This window comes from Enterococcus sp. MSG3290 (genome assembly GCF_050555565.1).
GTDB lineage: Bacteria > Bacillota > Bacilli > Lactobacillales > Enterococcaceae > Enterococcus_B > Enterococcus_B faecium.
Genome location: NZ_CP187862.1, coordinates 103,701 through 122,002 on the forward strand (window position 1 = coordinate 103,701; position 18,302 = coordinate 122,002).

The 18,302-nt window shown below is 37.0% G+C and carries 18 protein-coding genes; 15 read left to right on the forward strand and 3 right to left on the reverse strand.

All coding sequences use genetic code 11. The features are described 5' to 3' along the window. Positions 1 to 52: 52 nt before the first annotated feature. Positions 53 to 505, reverse strand: a complete 453-nt coding sequence (locus IGL31_RS00525) for a YueI family protein (protein ID WP_002287902.1) — start codon at positions 503 to 505, stop codon at positions 53 to 55. A 149-nt stretch (positions 506 to 654) separates the two neighbouring features. Between IGL31_RS00525 and IGL31_RS00530 the strand changes: the two genes are divergently transcribed. From IGL31_RS00530 to IGL31_RS00545, 4 genes are read left to right on the forward strand one after another with little or no spacing between them, the layout of a single operon-like run. Beyond that, entirely contained in the window at positions 655 to 1,605 is a 951-nt protein-coding gene (locus IGL31_RS00530) for an ABC transporter permease (RefSeq protein ID WP_086299941.1), read from the forward strand. After that, on the forward strand, positions 1,598 to 2,557 hold the full coding sequence (locus IGL31_RS00535; RefSeq protein ID WP_086299940.1) for an iron chelate uptake ABC transporter family permease subunit: 960 nt from the start codon (positions 1,598 to 1,600) through the stop codon (positions 2,555 to 2,557). The genes IGL31_RS00530 and IGL31_RS00535 overlap by 8 nt, the downstream gene beginning before the upstream one ends. Then, entirely contained in the window at positions 2,554 to 3,309 is a 756-nt protein-coding gene (locus tag IGL31_RS00540; protein ID WP_002301162.1) for an ABC transporter ATP-binding protein, read from the forward strand. Before IGL31_RS00535 ends, IGL31_RS00540 begins: the two co-directional genes overlap by 4 nt. A gap of 22 nt (positions 3,310 to 3,331) precedes the next feature. Further along, positions 3,332 to 4,285 (forward strand): siderophore ABC transporter substrate-binding protein, encoded by a 954-nt coding sequence (locus IGL31_RS00545; RefSeq protein WP_002301160.1) that lies wholly within the window; start codon positions 3,332 to 3,334, stop codon positions 4,283 to 4,285. A gap of 645 nt (positions 4,286 to 4,930) precedes the next feature. Here IGL31_RS00545 and IGL31_RS00550 read toward each other — a convergent pair. Next, positions 4,931 to 5,227, reverse strand: coding sequence for a phenylalanyl-tRNA synthetase subunit alpha (locus tag IGL31_RS00550; RefSeq protein ID WP_002287909.1), 297 nt, complete (start codon positions 5,225 to 5,227; stop codon positions 4,931 to 4,933). A 354-nt stretch (positions 5,228 to 5,581) separates the two neighbouring features. Between IGL31_RS00550 and IGL31_RS00555 the strand changes: the two genes are divergently transcribed. The 6 genes from IGL31_RS00555 (at position 5,582) to IGL31_RS00580 (ending at position 13,248) form a co-directional block, all read left to right on the forward strand. Further along, positions 5,582 to 5,938, forward strand: a complete 357-nt coding sequence (locus IGL31_RS00555) for an iron-sulfur cluster biosynthesis family protein (RefSeq protein WP_002287910.1) — start codon at positions 5,582 to 5,584, stop codon at positions 5,936 to 5,938. Positions 5,939 to 5,947: 9 nt separating this feature from the next. Beyond that, positions 5,948 to 6,847: a metallophosphoesterase gene (locus tag IGL31_RS00560; RefSeq protein WP_002297454.1), complete on the forward strand. Its 900-nt coding sequence runs from the start codon at positions 5,948 to 5,950 to the stop codon at positions 6,845 to 6,847. A 519-nt stretch (positions 6,848 to 7,366) separates the two neighbouring features. Then, entirely contained in the window at positions 7,367 to 8,095 is a 729-nt protein-coding gene (locus tag IGL31_RS00565; protein ID WP_002347333.1) for a WxL domain-containing protein, read from the forward strand. 144 nt (positions 8,096 to 8,239) lie between these two features. After that, positions 8,240 to 10,267, forward strand: a complete 2,028-nt coding sequence (locus tag IGL31_RS00570) for a lectin-like domain-containing protein (RefSeq protein ID WP_002304041.1) — start codon at positions 8,240 to 8,242, stop codon at positions 10,265 to 10,267. A gap of 107 nt (positions 10,268 to 10,374) precedes the next feature. Then, positions 10,375 to 11,472: a DUF916 and DUF3324 domain-containing protein gene (locus tag IGL31_RS00575; RefSeq protein ID WP_002311353.1), complete on the forward strand. Its 1,098-nt coding sequence runs from the start codon at positions 10,375 to 10,377 to the stop codon at positions 11,470 to 11,472. Positions 11,473 to 11,778: 306 nt separating this feature from the next. After that, positions 11,779 to 13,248 carry a helix-turn-helix domain-containing protein gene (locus IGL31_RS00580; protein ID WP_002294277.1) on the forward strand — a complete coding sequence of 490 codons (1,470 nt, stop codon included), beginning with the start codon at positions 11,779 to 11,781 and terminating at the stop codon, positions 13,246 to 13,248. Positions 13,249 to 13,340: 92 nt separating this feature from the next. Here the strand turns inward: IGL31_RS00580 and IGL31_RS00585 are convergent, their stop codons facing one another. Then, the gene (locus tag IGL31_RS00585) at positions 13,341 to 14,075 is read right to left on the reverse strand and encodes an MIP/aquaporin family protein (RefSeq protein WP_002290500.1); all 735 of its coding nucleotides are present in this window, start codon (positions 14,073 to 14,075) and stop codon (positions 13,341 to 13,343) included. A gap of 325 nt (positions 14,076 to 14,400) precedes the next feature. On the opposite strand from IGL31_RS00585, the gene IGL31_RS00590 reads away from it, so the two are divergent. From IGL31_RS00590 to IGL31_RS00610, 5 genes are read left to right on the forward strand one after another with little or no spacing between them, the layout of a single operon-like run. Further along, positions 14,401 to 14,811 (forward strand): CidA/LrgA family protein, encoded by a 411-nt coding sequence (locus IGL31_RS00590; protein WP_002294274.1) that lies wholly within the window; start codon positions 14,401 to 14,403, stop codon positions 14,809 to 14,811. Further along, positions 14,804 to 15,505, forward strand: a complete 702-nt coding sequence (locus IGL31_RS00595) for an LrgB family protein (RefSeq protein ID WP_002294273.1) — start codon at positions 14,804 to 14,806, stop codon at positions 15,503 to 15,505. Before IGL31_RS00590 ends, IGL31_RS00595 begins: the two co-directional genes overlap by 8 nt. Beyond that, positions 15,505 to 17,082: a helix-turn-helix domain-containing protein gene (locus IGL31_RS00600; protein ID WP_002324286.1), complete on the forward strand. Its 1,578-nt coding sequence runs from the start codon at positions 15,505 to 15,507 to the stop codon at positions 17,080 to 17,082. Before IGL31_RS00595 ends, IGL31_RS00600 begins: the two co-directional genes overlap by 1 nt. 26 nt (positions 17,083 to 17,108) lie before the next feature. Continuing rightward, positions 17,109 to 17,330 carry a DUF2829 domain-containing protein gene (locus tag IGL31_RS00605; RefSeq protein WP_002290506.1) on the forward strand — a complete coding sequence of 74 codons (222 nt, stop codon included), beginning with the start codon at positions 17,109 to 17,111 and terminating at the stop codon, positions 17,328 to 17,330. Then, complete coding sequence (locus IGL31_RS00610; RefSeq protein WP_002297929.1) at positions 17,327 to 18,088, forward strand: 3-oxoacyl-ACP reductase; 762 nt, start codon at positions 17,327 to 17,329, stop codon at positions 18,086 to 18,088. The genes IGL31_RS00605 and IGL31_RS00610 overlap by 4 nt, the downstream gene beginning before the upstream one ends. The last annotated feature ends 214 nt before the right edge of the window (positions 18,089 to 18,302 follow it).

The following is an 18,302-nucleotide window of genomic DNA, read 5'->3' on the forward strand; positions in this document are numbered from 1 at the left end:
CAATCTGATCAAAAGCTTTTTTTGCATGTAAAAATTTATGTGTTTTTTCGTTTTAAAATAAACGATCCCAGAAGCTTTTTTTCTTTTTTGGTTTTTCTTTTTCAGCTGGCGAAGAGTTTTCTTCTGGGTATTTTTTTTCGATATCAATCACAGGTTCATTTACTGCTTCTTTTGCTGTTAAGAGCAATCCGAATTCCTCAGGATTTGCAGTGACGTAATCGTTGACTACAGTAAATCGGCTATTGTTTTTCGTTGCTAGCTGGATATATTGGTTTTGGACAGAAAGGGGTAGAGCCCCATTCAAGAGTATGGAAGCATCTGGATGTTTTTTGAGTTCTTTTAAAAAGTTTTCTTTGTTTTTTGGTTGGATCATTTCAGCAACAGTCATACTAAGATAGCAGCGTTCCCTGAATGTCCCTAAATATTTATGCTGTTCTTCAGGATTCACTAAAGGTGTACCATAAAGTCCCTTATCCAAATGGCTTTTTACATCATCTTGTGCCATAAAAAATACCCTCCTTCTTCTCTTTGTCTTTCTTACGATTATAGCATATTCCCAATAATACCTAAAACATATGAAAAAGCGGTTGCTTTTGTTCAACGATTCACTTAAAATAAGAATGAAAATCATTCTCAATTAGAAAGGTGGATTGGATGCGCTACGGACGACTAGTAGCATTATTAGTTATTTTAAGTAGTATTTCATTGTTCATCGGAGTATCGAATGTACAATTGTCAGAACTGCTCCAGTTAGATGGGCAAAGCTTACAAATCTTGCTAGCGACTCGTTTGCCACGAACGATTTGTTTGATCCTTGTGGGAGCGACCAGTAGTATTTGTGGGTTGATCATGCAACATTTGACCCAAAATAAATTTGTTTCACCAACGACTGCGGGCACGATGGATAGTGCGCGTTTAGGTATTTTAGTGGCTATGATTTTCCTACCTGGTGCATCCTTGATTGTCCGATCCTTGACAGCATTTTGCTTTGCTTTTGCAGGAACATTGCTTTTTTTATCCCTTACGCGATTGTTCCCCCAGAAAAATCAATTGATGCTTCCGTTGATTGGAGTCATGTTAGGGAATATCATTGGTTCAGTTGCTACTTTTTTTGCTTATCAATTCCAGTTGGTACAAAATATGACTTCATGGCTTCAAGGGAATTTTGCGACTGTGATACGAGGAAATTATGAGTTATTGTATGCTGTTGTTCCATTGTTGCTCTTGGTTTGGCTATTTGCTTACCGATTTACGATCATTGGTCTGGGCGAATCGTTTGCAGTAAATTTGGGAATAGATTACCAGAAGATGCAGTTTTTAGGCATTGGCTTAGTATCATTGGCTAGTGCAGTCATGTTGATCATGGTAGGAAGCATTCCTTTTATCGGAGTGATCATTCCGAATCTTGTCTCTAGAATATATGGAGATCAAGTGCACAAAACAATTGGCGTAACTGCTTTAGCAGGTAGTTTGTTCTTAGTATTTTGCGATCTTGTCGCTCGCATGTTGATTTTTCCTTATGAAATACCAGTCAGTGTGATCGTTGGAATCATCGGTGGGGCTATCTTCCTTTATCTTCTGATAAGGGGGCGACGATATGCTTAAAAAAAAGCCATCTATTTTTATTGGTATGCTTGTTCTTGTTTTATTTGTTACAGGAATGTACTTGACGATCCATACATATGGAAACTGGCATTTTGCATGGGCATTGAGGAGTAAGAAAATTTTTGCATTTATCCTCGTCTCGCTAGCTGTCAGCAGTGCCACAATCAGCTTTCAGACAATTACGCATAACCAGTTTTTGACTCCTTCAGTATTGGGACTTGAGTCGTTATATGTCCTTGTCCAAACGGTCCTTTTCTTCTTTATCGGAGGAGTGACGATGCTTCAGCAGACAGGTACAGTTTTTTTCTTATTGAACGTTGGGCTGATGGTCGGGCTGAGTCTATTGTTATTTTTCTTTCTTTTGAAAAAAATGAGAGCGAATCTTTTTTTATTACTGATGTCAGGGATGATTTTAGGTACGCTTTTTGGTAGTGTCAGTACCTTTTTACAAGTCATCATGGATCCGAATGAATATGATTTGCTTCAAGGCAGATTATTTGCAAGCTTTGGCAATATCCAGAGTCAGTATCTTTTGCCTGCTTCTTTGATCATTATCGGCTGCTGGTACCTGTTATTTCGATATCGACATGTGCTAGACGTTTTCCATCTCGGAAATGAACAAGCAGTAAACCTCGGGATAGACACAGATCGTTTTGAATTTTTGATTTTATGTTGTGTCAGTCTTTTGACAGGGACATCAACGGCTCTTGTGGGTCCAGTTACTTTTTTAGGGTTTATTGTCGCAAATATCAGTTATCGTGTCTTTTCTACTTATCGTCATGGTCAGCTATTTATCGGAAGCTTTCTGGTAGCTATGCTGTTTCTGACAGGAGGACAGCTCGCAGTAGAGCAGATTTTCGGCTGGAATACAACAGTGAGTGTCGTCGTTGAATTTGTCGGAGGAATTTATTTTGTCACAAAATTGATTCGCGAAAGGAAGAGGATCCTATGATTGATTTACAAAAGGTCAATAAACTGTACCATGGAAAATCAGTGGTCAAAGATGTACAGTTAACGATTCCTGAAAAGAAGTTGACTGCTTTTATCGGTCCAAATGGTGCTGGAAAGTCAACGGTGTTGTCGATGATCAGTCGTTTGATACCAAAAGATACAGGTGAAATCTATTTAGACCATAACGAAGTAAAGGCTTGGAAATCCAATGAATTAGCCAAAAAATTATCGATCCTACGACAATCGAATGAAATAAATGTCCAAATCACCGTGAAAGAATTAGTAGAATTTGGACGATTTCCTTATACGAAAGGAAAATTGACGACAAAAGACGAGGAAATCGTTCAGGAATCACTGGAACACCTTGGGTTAGAAGAAATAGCGGATCAATCGATTGACACTCTTTCAGGCGGTCAACTCCAACGTGCGTATATTGCAATGGTACTAGCGCAAGACACGGATTATATTTTACTGGATGAACCTTTGAACAATCTAGATATGAATTTTGCGGTTCAAATCATGCAGATCTTAAAAAAATTAGTACAAGAAATCGGGAAAACAATTGTTATTGTTCTTCATGATATCAACTTTGCTGCAAGTTATGCAGACGAAATTATTGCAATGAAAGATGGGCAGTTATTCACGCAAGGAACGACCCAAGAAATGATAAAAAAAGATGTACTGGACGAATTGTACGAAATGGACATACGAATTTGTGAGATTGAAGGTCGCAGATTCTGTCTTTATTTCTAAAACTAACATTAGGAGAGAAGAGATGAAAAAATTAGTAGTAGGTATCTTGATTCTAGCATCATTTGGTTTAGCAGCATGTGGAAATAGTGACAACACCAGTCAGGCAGATACAAAGAAAAGCAGTACGCAAGCTGAAACGGCATTAACGATAAAAGACAGTAATGGCGATCAAATCGAGGTGCCAAAGAATCCTGAAAAAGTCGTCGTATTCGACAATGGTTCTTTAGATACGATGGATGCTCTTGGTGTTGGAGATAAGGTAGTTGGAGCAGCTACAAGCAGCCTTCCTGAGTATCTTTCATCCTATAAAAAAGTAGAATCAGCAGGTGGAATAAAAGAACCAGACTTAGAAAAAATTAATCAGCTTCAGCCAGATCTAATCATCATTTCTGGCCGGCAAAGAGATTTTCAAAAAGATCTAAGTCAAATTGCTCCGACCATTTTCCTTTCTTTAGATGCGAAAAATCCATGGGAATCTTTCCAGCAAAATGTCACTGCTTTAGGGGAGATCTTTGGTAAGCAAGAAGAAGCTAAAACTCAATTAGAGGAATTATCTAGTGCAATCGATCAGACGAAAAAGAAAGCAGAAGCTACTGACAAAAAAGCACTAGTCACACTTGTGAATGAAGGGCAATTATCAGCCTACGGATCTGGTTCTAGATTCGGTTTCATCCATGATTTATTTGGCTTTGAACAAGCAGATGATCAAATCGAAGCATCCACTCACGGTCAAAGTGTTTCTTATGAATATGTGCTAGAAAAAAATCCGGATATCTTATTTGTGGTAGACCGAACAAAAGCTATTGGTGGAGACGACAGCAAAGATGATATTTCTGCCAATGAACTGGTAGCACAAACGAATGCTGGTAAAAATCAGCAGATCATCTCCCTTGAACCAGATGTCTGGTATTTAAGCGGGGGCGGTTTAGAATCAATGAAACTGATGATCGAAGATGTGAATCAAGCATTTAAATAGCATAAATAACAGAGGATTAAACTCTCATACTATGTAACAATAATGTTTCTTACATTCTTAAATAGCACGAGCCTATCCTCAAAGAAGTTATCAAAAACCATCCGTAAAATCGTATTGATGATTTTACGGATGGTTTTTATTTATTTGGGAAATCTTTTTTCAACGTGAATTCATTCTCTACATCATACGGGTTGATTCTAGAATGGGGAGTGGCAAAAAATAGTGTGATCCATTTTTTCAGCATCAAGATCGCCTCCTTTGATTTGAATCAAAGGTACAAAGCGAAACTTAGATAAAACTTAAATTTAGATATTTTTATTTTGTACCGATCTCTTCTTTAAACGATGTTCCATCTGCTGCTTCTCGGCAATAAGTCCACTAGACTAGAAAATATGAGAAGCTATTTTCTGTCCAGCGTTCTTATTACTTAAAGCAAATCGTAGTTGTCACAATCTCTTCTTTAAACGATGTTCCATCTGCTGCTTCTCGGCAATAAGTCCACTAGACTAGAAAATATGAGAAGCTATTTACTGTCCAGCGTTCTTATTACTCAAAGCAAATCGCAGTTGTCACAATCTCTTCTAAACAATGTTCAATCAGCTGACCTTCGGTATTAGCTCAAAGCACTGATTTCACAACCTCTATTTAGGCATGTGTCTCAGCAAGCGGTTGATAGTTGATGATCTGCATTTTTCGATAAAAATCGGCGGGAAGCTTACTCCACCGTTTTAATAATTGATAGAAATAACTCTCTTCTGCTTTGATTTTATACTCGCTTAATATCAATCCAAAACTATTCGTTTTTTTTGAAGCTAATTTTTTATAAATATCCAATGCTTTGGTTTTATCTTCATTGACAAAGAGTGTTTTTACTTCAATATAAGAACCCTCGATATTTTGTGTTTCTTCGATAAAATAGATGTTTTTTATATATTCCTTCATAGTGATTCCTCCAAAGAAGTCTTTTATTTGATAAGTTTACTCTACCGAAGAGTTGTTAATAATCCGTGAACAAAAAGTAATTCTTTTTCCAATAGTTGTTAAAGGTTTTTTATTTTTTATAGTATTTTTTGTTATTTAAGAAAGAAATAAGGTTAAACAAATAACAGGTTGCTTTTTGGGTCTTTTTCCGTTAAAGAAACTGAACGAAGAAAAGGGAAAGTTGTCTCTTTTGTGATAAGAGAAATCATAATAAACGAATGACTTACTTTCCAATAAATTGAGAACAGTCAGAACCAGACAAATTAGTTGCATCTGATGAATAAAGTGATTATTCTATGACATGAGGTGATACAGATGAAATTAGAAGTGACAAAAGAAGCACAAGAAGTATTGAAGAATAAATTAGAAGCAGACGATCAACTTTTATTAGATATCGAAAACGGTGACGGTCCATTTGCAGAAAGCCAAGTCAGTTGCCAATTGGACACGGCATTTCGATTGATCATTGTCAAAAAAGATACACAAACAGATCTAAGTCTTTATTCTGTAGTGGCTGATACACCAGTTGGACCAATCAAAATCAAAGACAGTGCAATACTTTACATGGATGATCCATCCACACTTGCTTTAGAACCAACTTATAATAGTTTACAATTAAAAGGACCAAGCGGCTTGAGAAAAGGCAACTTGCAAGTTGTTCGAAAAGACTAGAGGGATAAAATGGGAAATTTGGCAATCATCAGCGACCTACATGTGGACATCAATAAATTCGGCGAACCAGAGCTAATGCAGCTTTGGCAAGTTTTGCAAAAGCACAAAATCACTCGGCTTCATCTAGCCGGAGATACGGCTAATAAAGTAGATCGCTGCCTAGCGGTTGTCGAATTTTTCGCCAATAAAGGATTATCTACGACATTTCATTTCGGCAATCACGAGTTGGCAGATGTGCCCAATGAACAGATGATGGACCATTTTCCAGACCCACATTTTTTAAATGAACGGTATATTGCTTTAAATGAGCAGACCGTTCTTTTAGGGATGAATGGCTGGTACGACTATCAGTTTTCCGAATTGAAAGATTACGAGGCAATCGTACGAATGAAGCGTTTGTATTGGTATGATCGGTTCATCCAGCGTGGGAAAACAGATCTCGAGGTCAATGCAGAAATGCTTGCAGCTGCAAAAAATTTGCTAGACCAGCTGGAAGCAAAAAAACTTGAGGTGATTTTATCCACTCATTTCGTTCCTAAACGGGCATTTATCATGTATCAATCTGCTCCTTATGAGCGTTGGAACAAATTAAATGCATTTTTAGGATCAGAATCATTCGGAGAATTACTTGACCGTTATTCAAATATCAAACAAGTAGTTTTTGGCCATACGCATCGTCGCTTTGAAGATAAATCCATCGGTCACACGATTTACAGCTGCAGACCTTTTGGTTATTATTATGAATGGCAGCTGACCCGAGATTTTGTCTTGAAAGAACAGTTGCTAGACAGCTATGATCCTATGAAATTACGTGTACTCTTGCGTGCCCATCACCCAGCTTTTCAGGCCTATCAAACACAACATTTGCAAGAGGAATTTGAACAAGCGATGACAATCGTTCCGTATTGAGACAGCATTAGTAATGTGTAAAAGAAAATACCTTGTAAAACATAAGGATAAGTAAGAGCAGTAGATCCATTTATCGTGGATATGCTGCTTTTTTTGTGGAAAATAATCAGCGAATGTTTATTTGATCGGATGATTTGTAACTCGCAGAGTACTAGATGCAAGCGTTTATTCTTTTTTTGAACGATAATCACAAAAAAAAATATAATATACATTTTTTATTTAATTATAATTAATATTGATTGAAGTCTAGGCAGTCAAGTCACATTTTGATAGATAGGAGGGGGACTTACGAATTATTTTAAAGGCTATGACAGCTGTATTTCTAGATTGTGTTTGCATCAAGTTGCAATAAAAACTAGAAATCAAATCGGGCTGATAATCATTTATAACTAATCGATACATAGGACCAAATATAGGTCTATGTTCTTTTATTTCATAAGTATCGTAAAACAGAATTTTGCTATGGATTAATCCAATCGACTGATATGTTTAGTAAATAAAGAAAGAGGAATGTCAATGATGAAAAAAGAAATCGTATTAACAGCAGCAATGATGTTATTCAGCATGGTAGCAAGTACGACTTTTGTTTCTGCAACTGAAGTATACCCAAAGGAATATAACACAGAAGGAACGATTACATTTGAAGCAGGAGATGAGGGTGTAACTCCTCCTGTTGATCCAGAGAATCCTGATCCCAATAAACCTGTCGATCCATCAGATCCTCCAAGCCCTGGAACAGGAGGGGCATTATCGATTGATTATGGATCAAAATTCAAATTTGGGACTCAAAAAATTTCTACTGCGGATAAAACGTATTATGCAGCTGCTGATGTGATGAACGATGGGTCTAGAAAACCGACATATGTCCAAGTGACAGATAGGAGAGGTACCTTATCTGGGTGGAAATTAAGTGTCTCTCAACCAGAACAGTTTAAAACTGCCAGTGGGGATGAACTAGTTGGAGCACAGCTGAAATTTACGAAAGGGCAGGCTGTTTCTTTGGTTGATCCAACATATACGCCGCAAACGGTGAATTCTGAATTAACGTTGACACCGGGAGGAAACAATACGTTAGCAATTAATGCTAAATCAGGAACAGGTGTGGGGACTTGGGTCTATCGATTTGGTGCAAATGAAAATGAAAATCAAGATGCGGTACAGCTTTCGGTACCCGGTAAATCTGTCAAGTTAGCGCAACAATATTCCACTAAATTAGTTTGGACATTAGAAGATACACCTAACAACTAGTTTACTGAAAAGAACTGTTAAAAATAAATACGTAGTCATATTGTCTTGCGAGGTAATCGAGCAAAAATTGTCAAAGGCTAGGCTAAATTTGTTTGGATACGAATAGTTCATCTAGGAATTTAACGATCAGGAGGAAAAGATATATTGAAAAAGAGGAGGATCGTGCTCATTTTAAGCAGTCTCTTAGTGACTAATATCTTTCCGATCATAGGGTACTCTTTGGAATTGAATCAGTTGGAGCATGGAAATAGAAGAGACGAAGAAAGCAAACTCACTTCGACATTCGACAGTTTAATAGAATCCAACCAGACACAAGAAAGCAGTGAGGATTTAAGTATTTCGAGTAGTGGAGAGACCACTGACAACGTAGAAGCTGAGGGTTCGGACAAACAAGGACTGGAAGATGCACCAATTTCTGCGGTTGAGCTGCCTGACGATCCCAATATTATTTCTATCGATAAAATTTTTCAAACACCTATCGGTACTAGCACGTCCATATTGGAAAATGGGAAGTTACTGCAGTTGAACCCAGCAGAAAGGTCTCAAAGAGGAGCTATTTGGTCAAATAAGAAGATTAGTTTACTCTCGGATTTTACATTTAAATCTTATTTATACTTAGGAAATCAACGAGATAGAGCGGGAGATGGCATGACCTTTACATTGACTGGCGATCCTAGAATGGCTAGTAATCCCAGTCAAGTTATTGGATCGCCAGGTATGGGAATTGGCTCATATTCTACTCGTTCTGGCCAACCTTACATTGCGAATGCGCTCTCGATTGAGTTTGATACGTATAAAAATAGTGGTTCTTCTGATCGAATGGATCGAGAGATAACTGCTGATAATAGAGGGCATGGACATGTCGCTTTTGTCACGCCTAAACCAAATAATAATAATTATTCTGGAGAGCATACTGGCGTGACGGTAGCTCCTACATTTCTTTCTAATGGCACATGGCGCTTGTTAATAATTAAATGGGACGCGGAGCAAAGAAGTCTTACTTATGATTTGGAAGGTGTCGGTCGCTCTTCTCGGATTATACCTGATCTCATTAGGCAGTTTGGTTCTACAGAAGTAAATTGGGGGTTTACTTCTTCAACAGGTACTTTTTTTCAAGAAAATGCTGTCGCTGTCACGCGACTTCCATCGAATGTCACATCAACAGCTGATGTAAAAGTCAACGATAGTGATTATGGGGCCATCGCTGAAGCTGGAGGAAACGATAAGATAACTATCAGAAATACATTGAAGGTCGAGGGGGATTTTCTTGAATATAAGAAAATGCAGACTAGTATCGACCTCCCACAAGAATTAACTATTCCCGAGCATATCTTGATCAATGGAAATCAAATTGATGCCAAAGATATCTTGATAACCGGAAATCGAGTCACGCTAAATCTGACAGATTATTTTATTGCTGGAGATACGTTAATAATCGAATTGGAGACAACTTTGCAGGAAGTAATTCCTGAAAAAGTACTCACTATGCATTTTGAATACCTTGAAAACGGGAATTTGATTGAGCAATCGAATGAAATAAACCTAAAGATCGCAAAGCTGAAGGAGATAGATATCCATGTTTATTATAAAGATAAAGACAGTCAGATTGATATTGCTGAAATGAAAACAATCACTGGGAAAATAGGAGAGAAGTATAAAGAAACTCCTATTGATATTGAAGGGTATGTTTTTGACTCGGATTCAGCGAATACAGAAGGCATCTTCTCCGAAAATACAGAGGATATCTATTTTTATTACAGAAAAGGCAAACTTTATCTCTCAACTGCTCCTCAATATGTCAATTTTGGAAAACATAAAATATCCAGTAGACCATTAAGTGAATTCGGACAGTTTTCAGGTGGGTTGAAAATTATAGATGAACGGGCTTTTGGAAGTTGGAAATTACAATTGAAACAAGAGAAAGTTCTTACAAATGGAGATTTTGAGCTTCCAGAAGCTCTTTCCTTTGTTACCTCTGAAAATACAACGGTTATAGGGACATCCGCTGTTACGATTTTCGAAAGTGATCAAAAGGGTGAAAGCGATTTGTCCTCTCTTTTAGATTCTACAGCTCATCGTGGAATCAGAATAGATATTCCTGTAGAAAACCAAAGAATCGGAACCTTTGAGGGGAAACTATCTTGGATACTTGCAGATGTCCCAGGAAATTAACAGGAAGAGAAGAATATAACAAAATTATTGAGTTTCAAGAAGGGCACAGGTACCATAGGCTCTTGTGTCCCACAGAGACAAGATTTTGTTATAGTCTTCTCTTACATATGATTAAAGGAGCGATTTTCTTGAGACCAAAACAACAATTATTTATAACACTCCTAGTTATTTTAGGGGCACTTTTTAACAATATATCAGTGTCAGCTAGTGCATTTAATTTTTCAGTGACGCCGATAACTTCAGAGAATCAAATCGACAAGAGAAAAACTTACTTCGATCTTCAACTTGATCCGGATCAGGAAGTAGAAGTAAAAGCGGAATTGAGAAATGATACAGAAAAAGAAGTGAAAATCGATATTTCTGTGAATAGCGCAACCACCAATTCAAATGTGATGGTTGAATACGGAAAAAACGAGATTGAAAAAGACATGAGCCTGATCTTTGATCTGGTAGATTATGTGAGCTATCCACAGATAGTGACGCTAAAACCTAAAAGTGTCCAAACCGTTGCTTTTCATGTCAGGATGCCGAATGAGCGATTTGATGGTGTATTGGCTGGTGGGATCACATTCCAAGAAATCCAGACGGAAAAGGACCAAACAGAAACTAAGGATCAAAGCTTATCGATTGAGAATGAATACACCTATATTATTGCTTTGTTGATGCAACAGACACTGAACGAAGTTGCTCCGAACCTTACTCTTCATGAAGTTAAACCAGATCAAATCAATGCAAGAAATGTCATCTTAGCAAACGTTCAAAATGATCAAAAAACCTATATCAATCAAGTAGTTATTGAAACAAAAATTACAAAAAAAGGACATTCTGAAGTTTTATATCAAGAGGAAAAAGAAGGATTGCAGATTGCGCCGAATACAAATTTTTCTTTTCCAACTGCTTTAAATGGTCAACCGCTAACCCCAGGTGAATATCACCTTACAATGACTGTTTTAGGAAATGAAAATGAAAATGGAAAATTTTCGAGAAAAAAAGGAAATACTACGATCAACTATACCAATCAATGGGTATTTGAAAAAGATTTTACAATAGACGGAAAAGTAGCCAAGGAATTGAACACGACGGATGTTACGATTAAAAAAGACAATAATTGGATTTATATCTTAGTAGCTTCACTTTTCTTATTGTTTATTTTATTATGCATACTTTTGTTTGTTTTGAGAAAAAAAGAAGAGAAAGAAAAGTAAGGTTAAGATAACAAATAGTAAATTTTTATTATTGTAGGATGGTTGGGCTCTTTTTATAACAATATAAAATATACCATTTTATTAATAAAAATGCATACTAGTAAATGATATAATTCTTATAACAGGTTTGATCGCGAGAAAGGCCAAATAAAACGCTCTCCAAAATGTTAAAAAAAAGACAGGACGATGTATATTATACAAACAAGAATCGCTGACAACAGTGACTCGGATCCAGGAAATCAGTTTTATCCCCAGCTAGTTGGTGAATGCATGGAAAGTAATATACGTAGAAAGAGCTGATGACTAATGAATTATGAGTTTTTTTTAAGCAAAGAAGATCACAGAAGTTATTCATTACTTAAATATTTAGAAGCAAGCTCAAATTTATCAGAGTCAATATCGAATGTTCAAGAAGAGTTGTCGCTATCGACATTTCTCTTGAAAAAAACGATCGATAAGCTGAAACATGATTTACAAAAGTTCGATCTAGAGAAAAATTTGCGAGTAACCGTCAGTGAATTGGATATATGTCTGGAAATTAATGGAAAATGTTCTAGCAAAGCTCTGTTATCTCGTTATATAACGGATTCTTTATCTATGAAAATGGTATTGGCTTTCTTTCAGGAAAAATATATCTCAGTAGAAAATTTTGCTAAACAGCATCACGTGAGTTATTCTGTGGCTTATAAAGTATTACAAAGACTAAAAAGAAATCTAAAAAAATATCAAATTTTTTTTGAAAAGAGAAAGTTGACAGGGAATCCTAAAAACATTCGGCTTTTTTTATATAATCTTTTTAACTCAACAGAGATAAGTTTTGTGGAATTGTATACGCTACCTATAATTATAAAAACAGAAAAAATGTTAAAAGATTTAAAACAGTATTATCCTCTGTCTGCTTATGAAAAAAAGAAATTATTCCACTTTTTAGCAATCAACCTGTTGGCTGAACAAGCTGATTCTTTAGATATTGCTAGCAATCAGTCGCTATTTTTTTCGGATATAGGATTTTACCACTTAAAAGGAGTATTAGGAGAAAAATCCGTTATTTTTATCAATAAGACACTCTCTTGGCTTTATCTTCATGATAAATTGGATCAAAAATACTTGAGAAAAAATGAAGATGAAACAATCGAATGGTTGAATGAACGATTCATTGAAAGTTTTGAAAATCAGTTTAATCTGTTGCGAGAAGAGACGAGCCAATTGATCCGAAGAGAGTTAACCAAAATACATTTTAAACTTTTGCATTACACTATTAATAAAGCTGATGAATTTCCACTTGATGTTTCTTTTTTTAGAGAAAACTATCCAGCATTTTATTGCTATTTGATAGAGTATATAAATGATCTAACGTCAAAACGCAAAGAGTTGCTTCAAGATAAATTTTTTCTTTTTTTCAGTTATTTATTATTATTGATCAATCACATACCCATTCAACTGATTTCTGAACCAGTAAAGATCATCATCGATTTTTCTTATGGTGCTGCCTATAATCAATTTATCAAGAAAAATTTAAGCTTGTACATTAATCTGAACACGGAAGTGATAGAGGCAGGAAAGCCTGAGTTCCCGGATGTTATAATCACGAATAGGAATAATCTATATGAAGAAAGTGCATCTCAAGTAGTGGTTTGGCTCGATCCGCCAAGAGCAGTAGACTGGGGGAATCTTACAAAGATTTTGTTGACTATCCAAGAAGAGAAATACAAAGACAGCAAAATTGACAAGCAAATAGACGATTTTCCTGAAGAAATCATCGACAGGATCGAATAGTGAACTTCTTTTAGAAAGTCCGACTGCTTTTTCTAAAAATAAAAAAACTTGGTACGCAATCGCTGTACCAAGTTTTTTTATTTAGCTTTTGATTAAGCCATAAATAATAATTTATATAAGAATACTGCTACGACACCAGCACAGATAGGTGCTACAACTGGTACCCATGCATATCCCCATTGAGAAGAACCTTTATGTTTCAATGGAAGAAGTGCGTGTACAAGACGTGGAGCAAAGTCGCGGGCTGGGTTTAGTCCAGGACCTGTAGGACCACCAAGTGAAGCAACTAATGTCCATACAAGGAAACCGAGTGCTAAGTGAGCTGTACCAAGATTATCTTGGAAGAATGGTGCTTTTGTAATACCTAGGGCACCAAAGAATAAAACGAATGAACCAAAGAATTCATTGACGAAACCATTGAATTTAGAACCAACGCTGTTGATTGTTGAGAATGTACCTAACACATGGTTCACGTCTTCTGTTTGGTCGTAGTAAGGTTTGTAACAAGCTACTACGATCAATTGTCCAATCGCTGCACCAATCAATTGTGCAATGATATAAGGAACAACTTCAGCCCAAGGGAATAGACCATTAGATGCTAAAGCAATTGTAAATGCTGGGTTGATGTGGTTACCGCTGATTCCACCAAAAATCATTGCTGGCATCATAACCCCGAATCCATACCCGACAGCAATCAGCATCCAGTCACTGCCATATCCTTTTGTACCTTTTAAATCTACGTTTGCTACAGCACCGTTACCTAGAACGATTAGTAATGCTGTACCAATCATTTCCGCCGCAAGACGGGTCATTAGTGAGTAATCCATAAATACCTCCAAAAGTTATAAAAATGCAAAAAAAAAGAAACATCAACACGAAAAGCATCGGTGCAGTGTTTCGTGTCGGAAGGATTTCTGCAGTCTTAACAAATGTGAATAAAAAAATGAATTCCATTACTTATAAGAAACCAGACCAACAGTAAAACTCCAACTCTTTTTAAAAGTTCTCCACAAATCACCAAGCTTAACTATAAATATACCAAAAAAAAAACGTTTTTTTTCTCAAAAATTGTATCTTAGAAACAGCATGTTTTGAAACTTTCAGAAAAGGTTTGTTAGTAAAATGAAAGCTATACGTAAGGAGTGTTGTTTGATGAAATTTTTTCAAGAGTTTTTCATTATTATTTTCTTTTCTGTATTAGGAGAAGGCATACGGATTTTTGCTCATTTACCTATTCCTGGAAGTATCTTAGGTATTCTTTTTTTATTTTTAGCATTTGAAATGCATCTTGTTGATCCTGAAAAAATCGGAGCAACTGGTGATTTTTTATTGAATAATCTAGCTATTTTATTTGTTCCTGCTGGTGTAGGTTTATTGGAATATTTTGATGATATTGCTTCGATATGGCCTGTTTTACTGGGAGCAGTCGTCGTGTGTTCCATCGTCACGATGGTTGCAGCGGGAAAAACGGCAGAAGGTGTAGAAGCTTTGCTGGGCTATGTCCGTAAGAAAAAAGCAGGAAGGGTATCTGTAAACGAAATGGAGGAGAATCAAATTGACTGAGTTTTTTGTGAATCCATTATTTGGCTTAAGTTTGACTTTAGGAGTGTACGTATTATCTGACAAATTTTTGCGGAAATATAAACTGCCTGTTTTGAATCCTCTCGTATTATCGATTGTTGTTATTATCTTATTTTTGCATTTTTCTGGGATCAGCTATAAAGACTATAATATCGGGGGCAATTTTTTGACTATGCTGATTACTCCTGCGACAGTGGCACTTGCCATCCCTCTTTATAAAAACTTCCGTTTACTGAAAGAGAATTTTTATCCTGTAATGGCTGCGATTTTAGCAGGGATAGTCGCAAATTGCTTGGTTAGTGTAGGGTTCGGTTACTTCTTCTCTCTTCATAAAGAGATGGTGATCTCATTACTACCTAAATCTGTAACGACGGCTATTTCTGTCGATTTATCTCATACGATGGGCGGGGTGAATGCCGTGACACTTGCTATTGTTGTCTCTACAGGTATTTTTGGTTCGCTGATCGCCACTCATATTTTCCGCCTATTCAAGATCGAAAGTCCAGTTGCTCGCGGTGTGGCGTTAGGAAGTACTTCTCATGCTATTGGTACAGCAAAAGCAATCGAGATTGGCGAAATAGAAGGAATCATTTCCGGACTTGCGATATGCGTCAACGGAATATTGACCGTTTTATTGCTACCGTTATTCTTTCAGCCTTTTGCTGGCTTGTTTTGATGCGAAAACCACTATTTTATGCTACAATAACCAAAACGTTCGAGCATAAAAAAGGAGGGAAAGACGTGTATTTGTCTTCCGAGTATCTTAAACAATTTGATAAAGATCTATATTATAAGATTCTCCTCCTAGAAAGTTTTGAGGATCAAGCTTGGCATACCGCTGCACAATTAGCGCAAGTTGTTCAGCTGGATGCCCGCAGCGTGTCGAAATACCTGAACGAGCTGTCTAAAAACTATCAGCAGTTTAGCGGTAAGACACACCCTTTGTTTACAAAAAATCACCGTTCTGGTTATAACTTTTATGATACGCTCGATTCAATTGAACATGAGCGTTTTTTGATCTATCTCGTGCAAAGTACGCTGAAATTCCAGTTGCTGCACGACATTTTTTTTGAAGAATTCCATACAATGTACCAATTTGCGCAAAAGCATTACATTAGTGAATCTACTGCTCATCGAAAAATCAATGAATGGAAACAGCAACTGCAAACTTACGGAATTCGGCTGCAACGAGGTACATATATCGCTCAAGGCGAAGAAGAAATCATTCGACTTTACTTGCATATGACATTCTGGCAGTTGTTTCGAGGGAAAATCTGGCCATTTGAAACGATTTCTCAAATGGACGTAAAGAATATGGCAGAACATATCATGGCTTTTTTTAATGTTCGTCTGAACGAGATCAAAAAAAGACGATTGGAATATATGCTAGGTGCCTTTTTTTTAAGAAAATCACAGAAGCATTATGTTGTATTGAATGAGAAAAAAAGACGGCTGATTTCTGACAATCTGTTGTTCCAGCGATTTTGCCAAGTCATGGAGCCGGTATTTCCTAATTATTTTCAAGTAGAAGACGAGTTAGGCGCATTATTTCTTGTACTGATGACTCGTGAAGAATATTATAGTGATCCTAAGATACGGAAGAAAATTTTTGATTTTCATCAACAAGCAAAAACACCGCCCTTTACAGCCCTTTCAGAAGCAAAAGCCGCTCTTTCTCTTTATCAGGAAGAGCAGGGGCTGCCAGCAGAAAATCTAACCTTCGAGGCAGAAAACTATTTATTCAGCAGTCATTTTTTCGCCTATCTTTTTCCTAATGCGAAAGAAACGATTGATGGCAATAGTAGTGATTTTATTAATCATTTAGTTATTGAAAACAAGGAATTGAAACAATGGCTCGTACATTTTTTTGAAAGTAGACACAAACATCCCAATCATCTGGCATTTAAAAATCATGCGTTTTTGATGGGTCGGTATCTGACTGTGTTTAAAACATTAGGAGCCTTTACTCCACAGCTTCCAAAGATCACGATCCTTTTAATGACAGATTTCCCATTATTTGAAGAGCAACTGTTAGAGGAGGGATTACGGACATTTTTCCGTAATGAGTATCAGCTGATTTTTCTGCCAACAGATTATCGGGGGAGAGAAGTTGATCTTCTGATTTCGACAAGTAAAGTCCACCGCAAACCATGGGCGGATCTTGACTATTTTATTGTGACCGAAGAACTAAAATTAATTGATTACATCCAACTATCTCAAAAATTTGAAATGATTCAAAAAAAAAACTATTAAAACAATAACAAAGAAGGAGAAAAAAGATGACATTTGAAGAAATTTTACCAGAATTGAAAAAAGGTGCAAAGATTATTCGTAAAGGATGGAGTGGATTTGAACTTTATGTTGTTCTCGTATCCGATGATGAATTTGATGGCTGTCCAGTGACACCTTACTTATTGATCAAAACAAGTGACGAAGGTTTTTCCAGCTTCGCTCCTACAGTTTGTGATATTTTAGCAGATGATTGGGCGATCGTAGAATGAAAAACCAGTATCCAGATCTAGCTAAACAGGTTGTATTTATCACAGGAGCTGCTTCTGGAATTGGTGCTGCGCAAGCCCGAGCGTTTCTTGAACAAGATGCTTTTGTATTTGGATTAGATCAAAAGTTCGGTAAAATGGAAGAACTCTCTTTGCGATTTCCTGAAACTTTTGCCTACGCACTAGGTGATGTTCGACAAATGAAAGAACTCCAACAAGCGGTATCGAAATGCCAGGATCGTTTTGGTGAAGTTACGATTTTACTGAATACATCGGGGATATTGGATGCCTACAAACCATTGATGGAAACTGACGAATCGCTGTGGGATCTTATTTATGAGACGAATGTGAAAAGCATGTATCAGCTGACAAAAATCATCCTTCCTGATATGATCCGCCGAAAAAGCGGAACAATCATCAACATGGCTTCGATTGCGGGTTTGGTTGCTGGCGGAGGTGGGATCGCTTATACAAGTGCGAAACATGCAATCGTCGGATTTACCAAACAACTCGCTCTGGATTACGCAGGACAGGGTATCCGAGTAAAAGGAATTGCTCCAGGAGCCATCCAAACACCAATGAATGCGGCTGATTTTGAAGGGAAAGGTGAGATGGCTGAGTGGGTCGCAAATGAAACACCAGTCAAGCGATGGGCACAGCCGGAAGAAGTAGCTGAGCTGACGTTATTTCTTGCCTCTCCTCAAGCAAGCTACATACAAGGAACGATCATCCCAATCGATGGCGGATGGTTGTTAAAATAACCTTGTGTTTTTTTCAAGCTTCTGTATGATAAAACTAAAGAGAGAAACAACGGTTGATGATAAAAGAAAGTCGATGACTGTTCCCGACATTCGATGCCGAACAGCCAGTTCAAAAAATTCTTTTTAATAATCGTTAATATTCGAAACTAAGCGGCTTTTCACGACCTTTTGATATAAACGGTGTTCAAAAGCTTGCAACTGCGGTAACAAGTCC

Bases quoted from the DNA above. Each gene is read 5' to 3' on its own strand.
- IGL31_RS00525 (WP_002287902.1), bottom strand. From the start codon at position 505: ATGGCACAAGATGATGTAAAAAGCCATTTGGATAAGGGACTTTATGGT.
- IGL31_RS00530 (WP_086299941.1), top strand. From the start codon at position 655: ATGCGCTACGGACGACTAGTAGCATTATTAGTTATTTTAAGTAGTATT.
- IGL31_RS00535 (WP_086299940.1), top strand. From the start codon at position 1,598: ATGCTTAAAAAAAAGCCATCTATTTTTATTGGTATGCTTGTTCTTGTT.
- IGL31_RS00540 (WP_002301162.1), top strand. From the start codon at position 2,554: ATGATTGATTTACAAAAGGTCAATAAACTGTACCATGGAAAATCAGTG.
- IGL31_RS00545 (WP_002301160.1), top strand. From the start codon at position 3,332: ATGAAAAAATTAGTAGTAGGTATCTTGATTCTAGCATCATTTGGTTTA.
- IGL31_RS00550 (WP_002287909.1), bottom strand. From the start codon at position 5,227: ATGAAGGAATATATAAAAAACATCTATTTTATCGAAGAAACACAAAAT.
- IGL31_RS00555 (WP_002287910.1), top strand. From the start codon at position 5,582: ATGAAATTAGAAGTGACAAAAGAAGCACAAGAAGTATTGAAGAATAAA.
- IGL31_RS00560 (WP_002297454.1), top strand. From the start codon at position 5,948: ATGGGAAATTTGGCAATCATCAGCGACCTACATGTGGACATCAATAAA.
- IGL31_RS00565 (WP_002347333.1), top strand. From the start codon at position 7,367: ATGAAAAAAGAAATCGTATTAACAGCAGCAATGATGTTATTCAGCATG.
- IGL31_RS00575 (WP_002311353.1), top strand. From the start codon at position 10,375: ATGATTAAAGGAGCGATTTTCTTGAGACCAAAACAACAATTATTTATA.
- IGL31_RS00580 (WP_002294277.1), top strand. From the start codon at position 11,779: ATGAATTATGAGTTTTTTTTAAGCAAAGAAGATCACAGAAGTTATTCA.
- IGL31_RS00585 (WP_002290500.1), bottom strand. From the start codon at position 14,075: ATGGATTACTCACTAATGACCCGTCTTGCGGCGGAAATGATTGGTACA.
- IGL31_RS00590 (WP_002294274.1), top strand. From the start codon at position 14,401: ATGAAATTTTTTCAAGAGTTTTTCATTATTATTTTCTTTTCTGTATTA.
- IGL31_RS00600 (WP_002324286.1), top strand. From the start codon at position 15,505: ATGCGAAAACCACTATTTTATGCTACAATAACCAAAACGTTCGAGCAT.
- IGL31_RS00605 (WP_002290506.1), top strand. From the start codon at position 17,109: ATGACATTTGAAGAAATTTTACCAGAATTGAAAAAAGGTGCAAAGATT.
- IGL31_RS00610 (WP_002297929.1), top strand. From the start codon at position 17,327: ATGAAAAACCAGTATCCAGATCTAGCTAAACAGGTTGTATTTATCACA.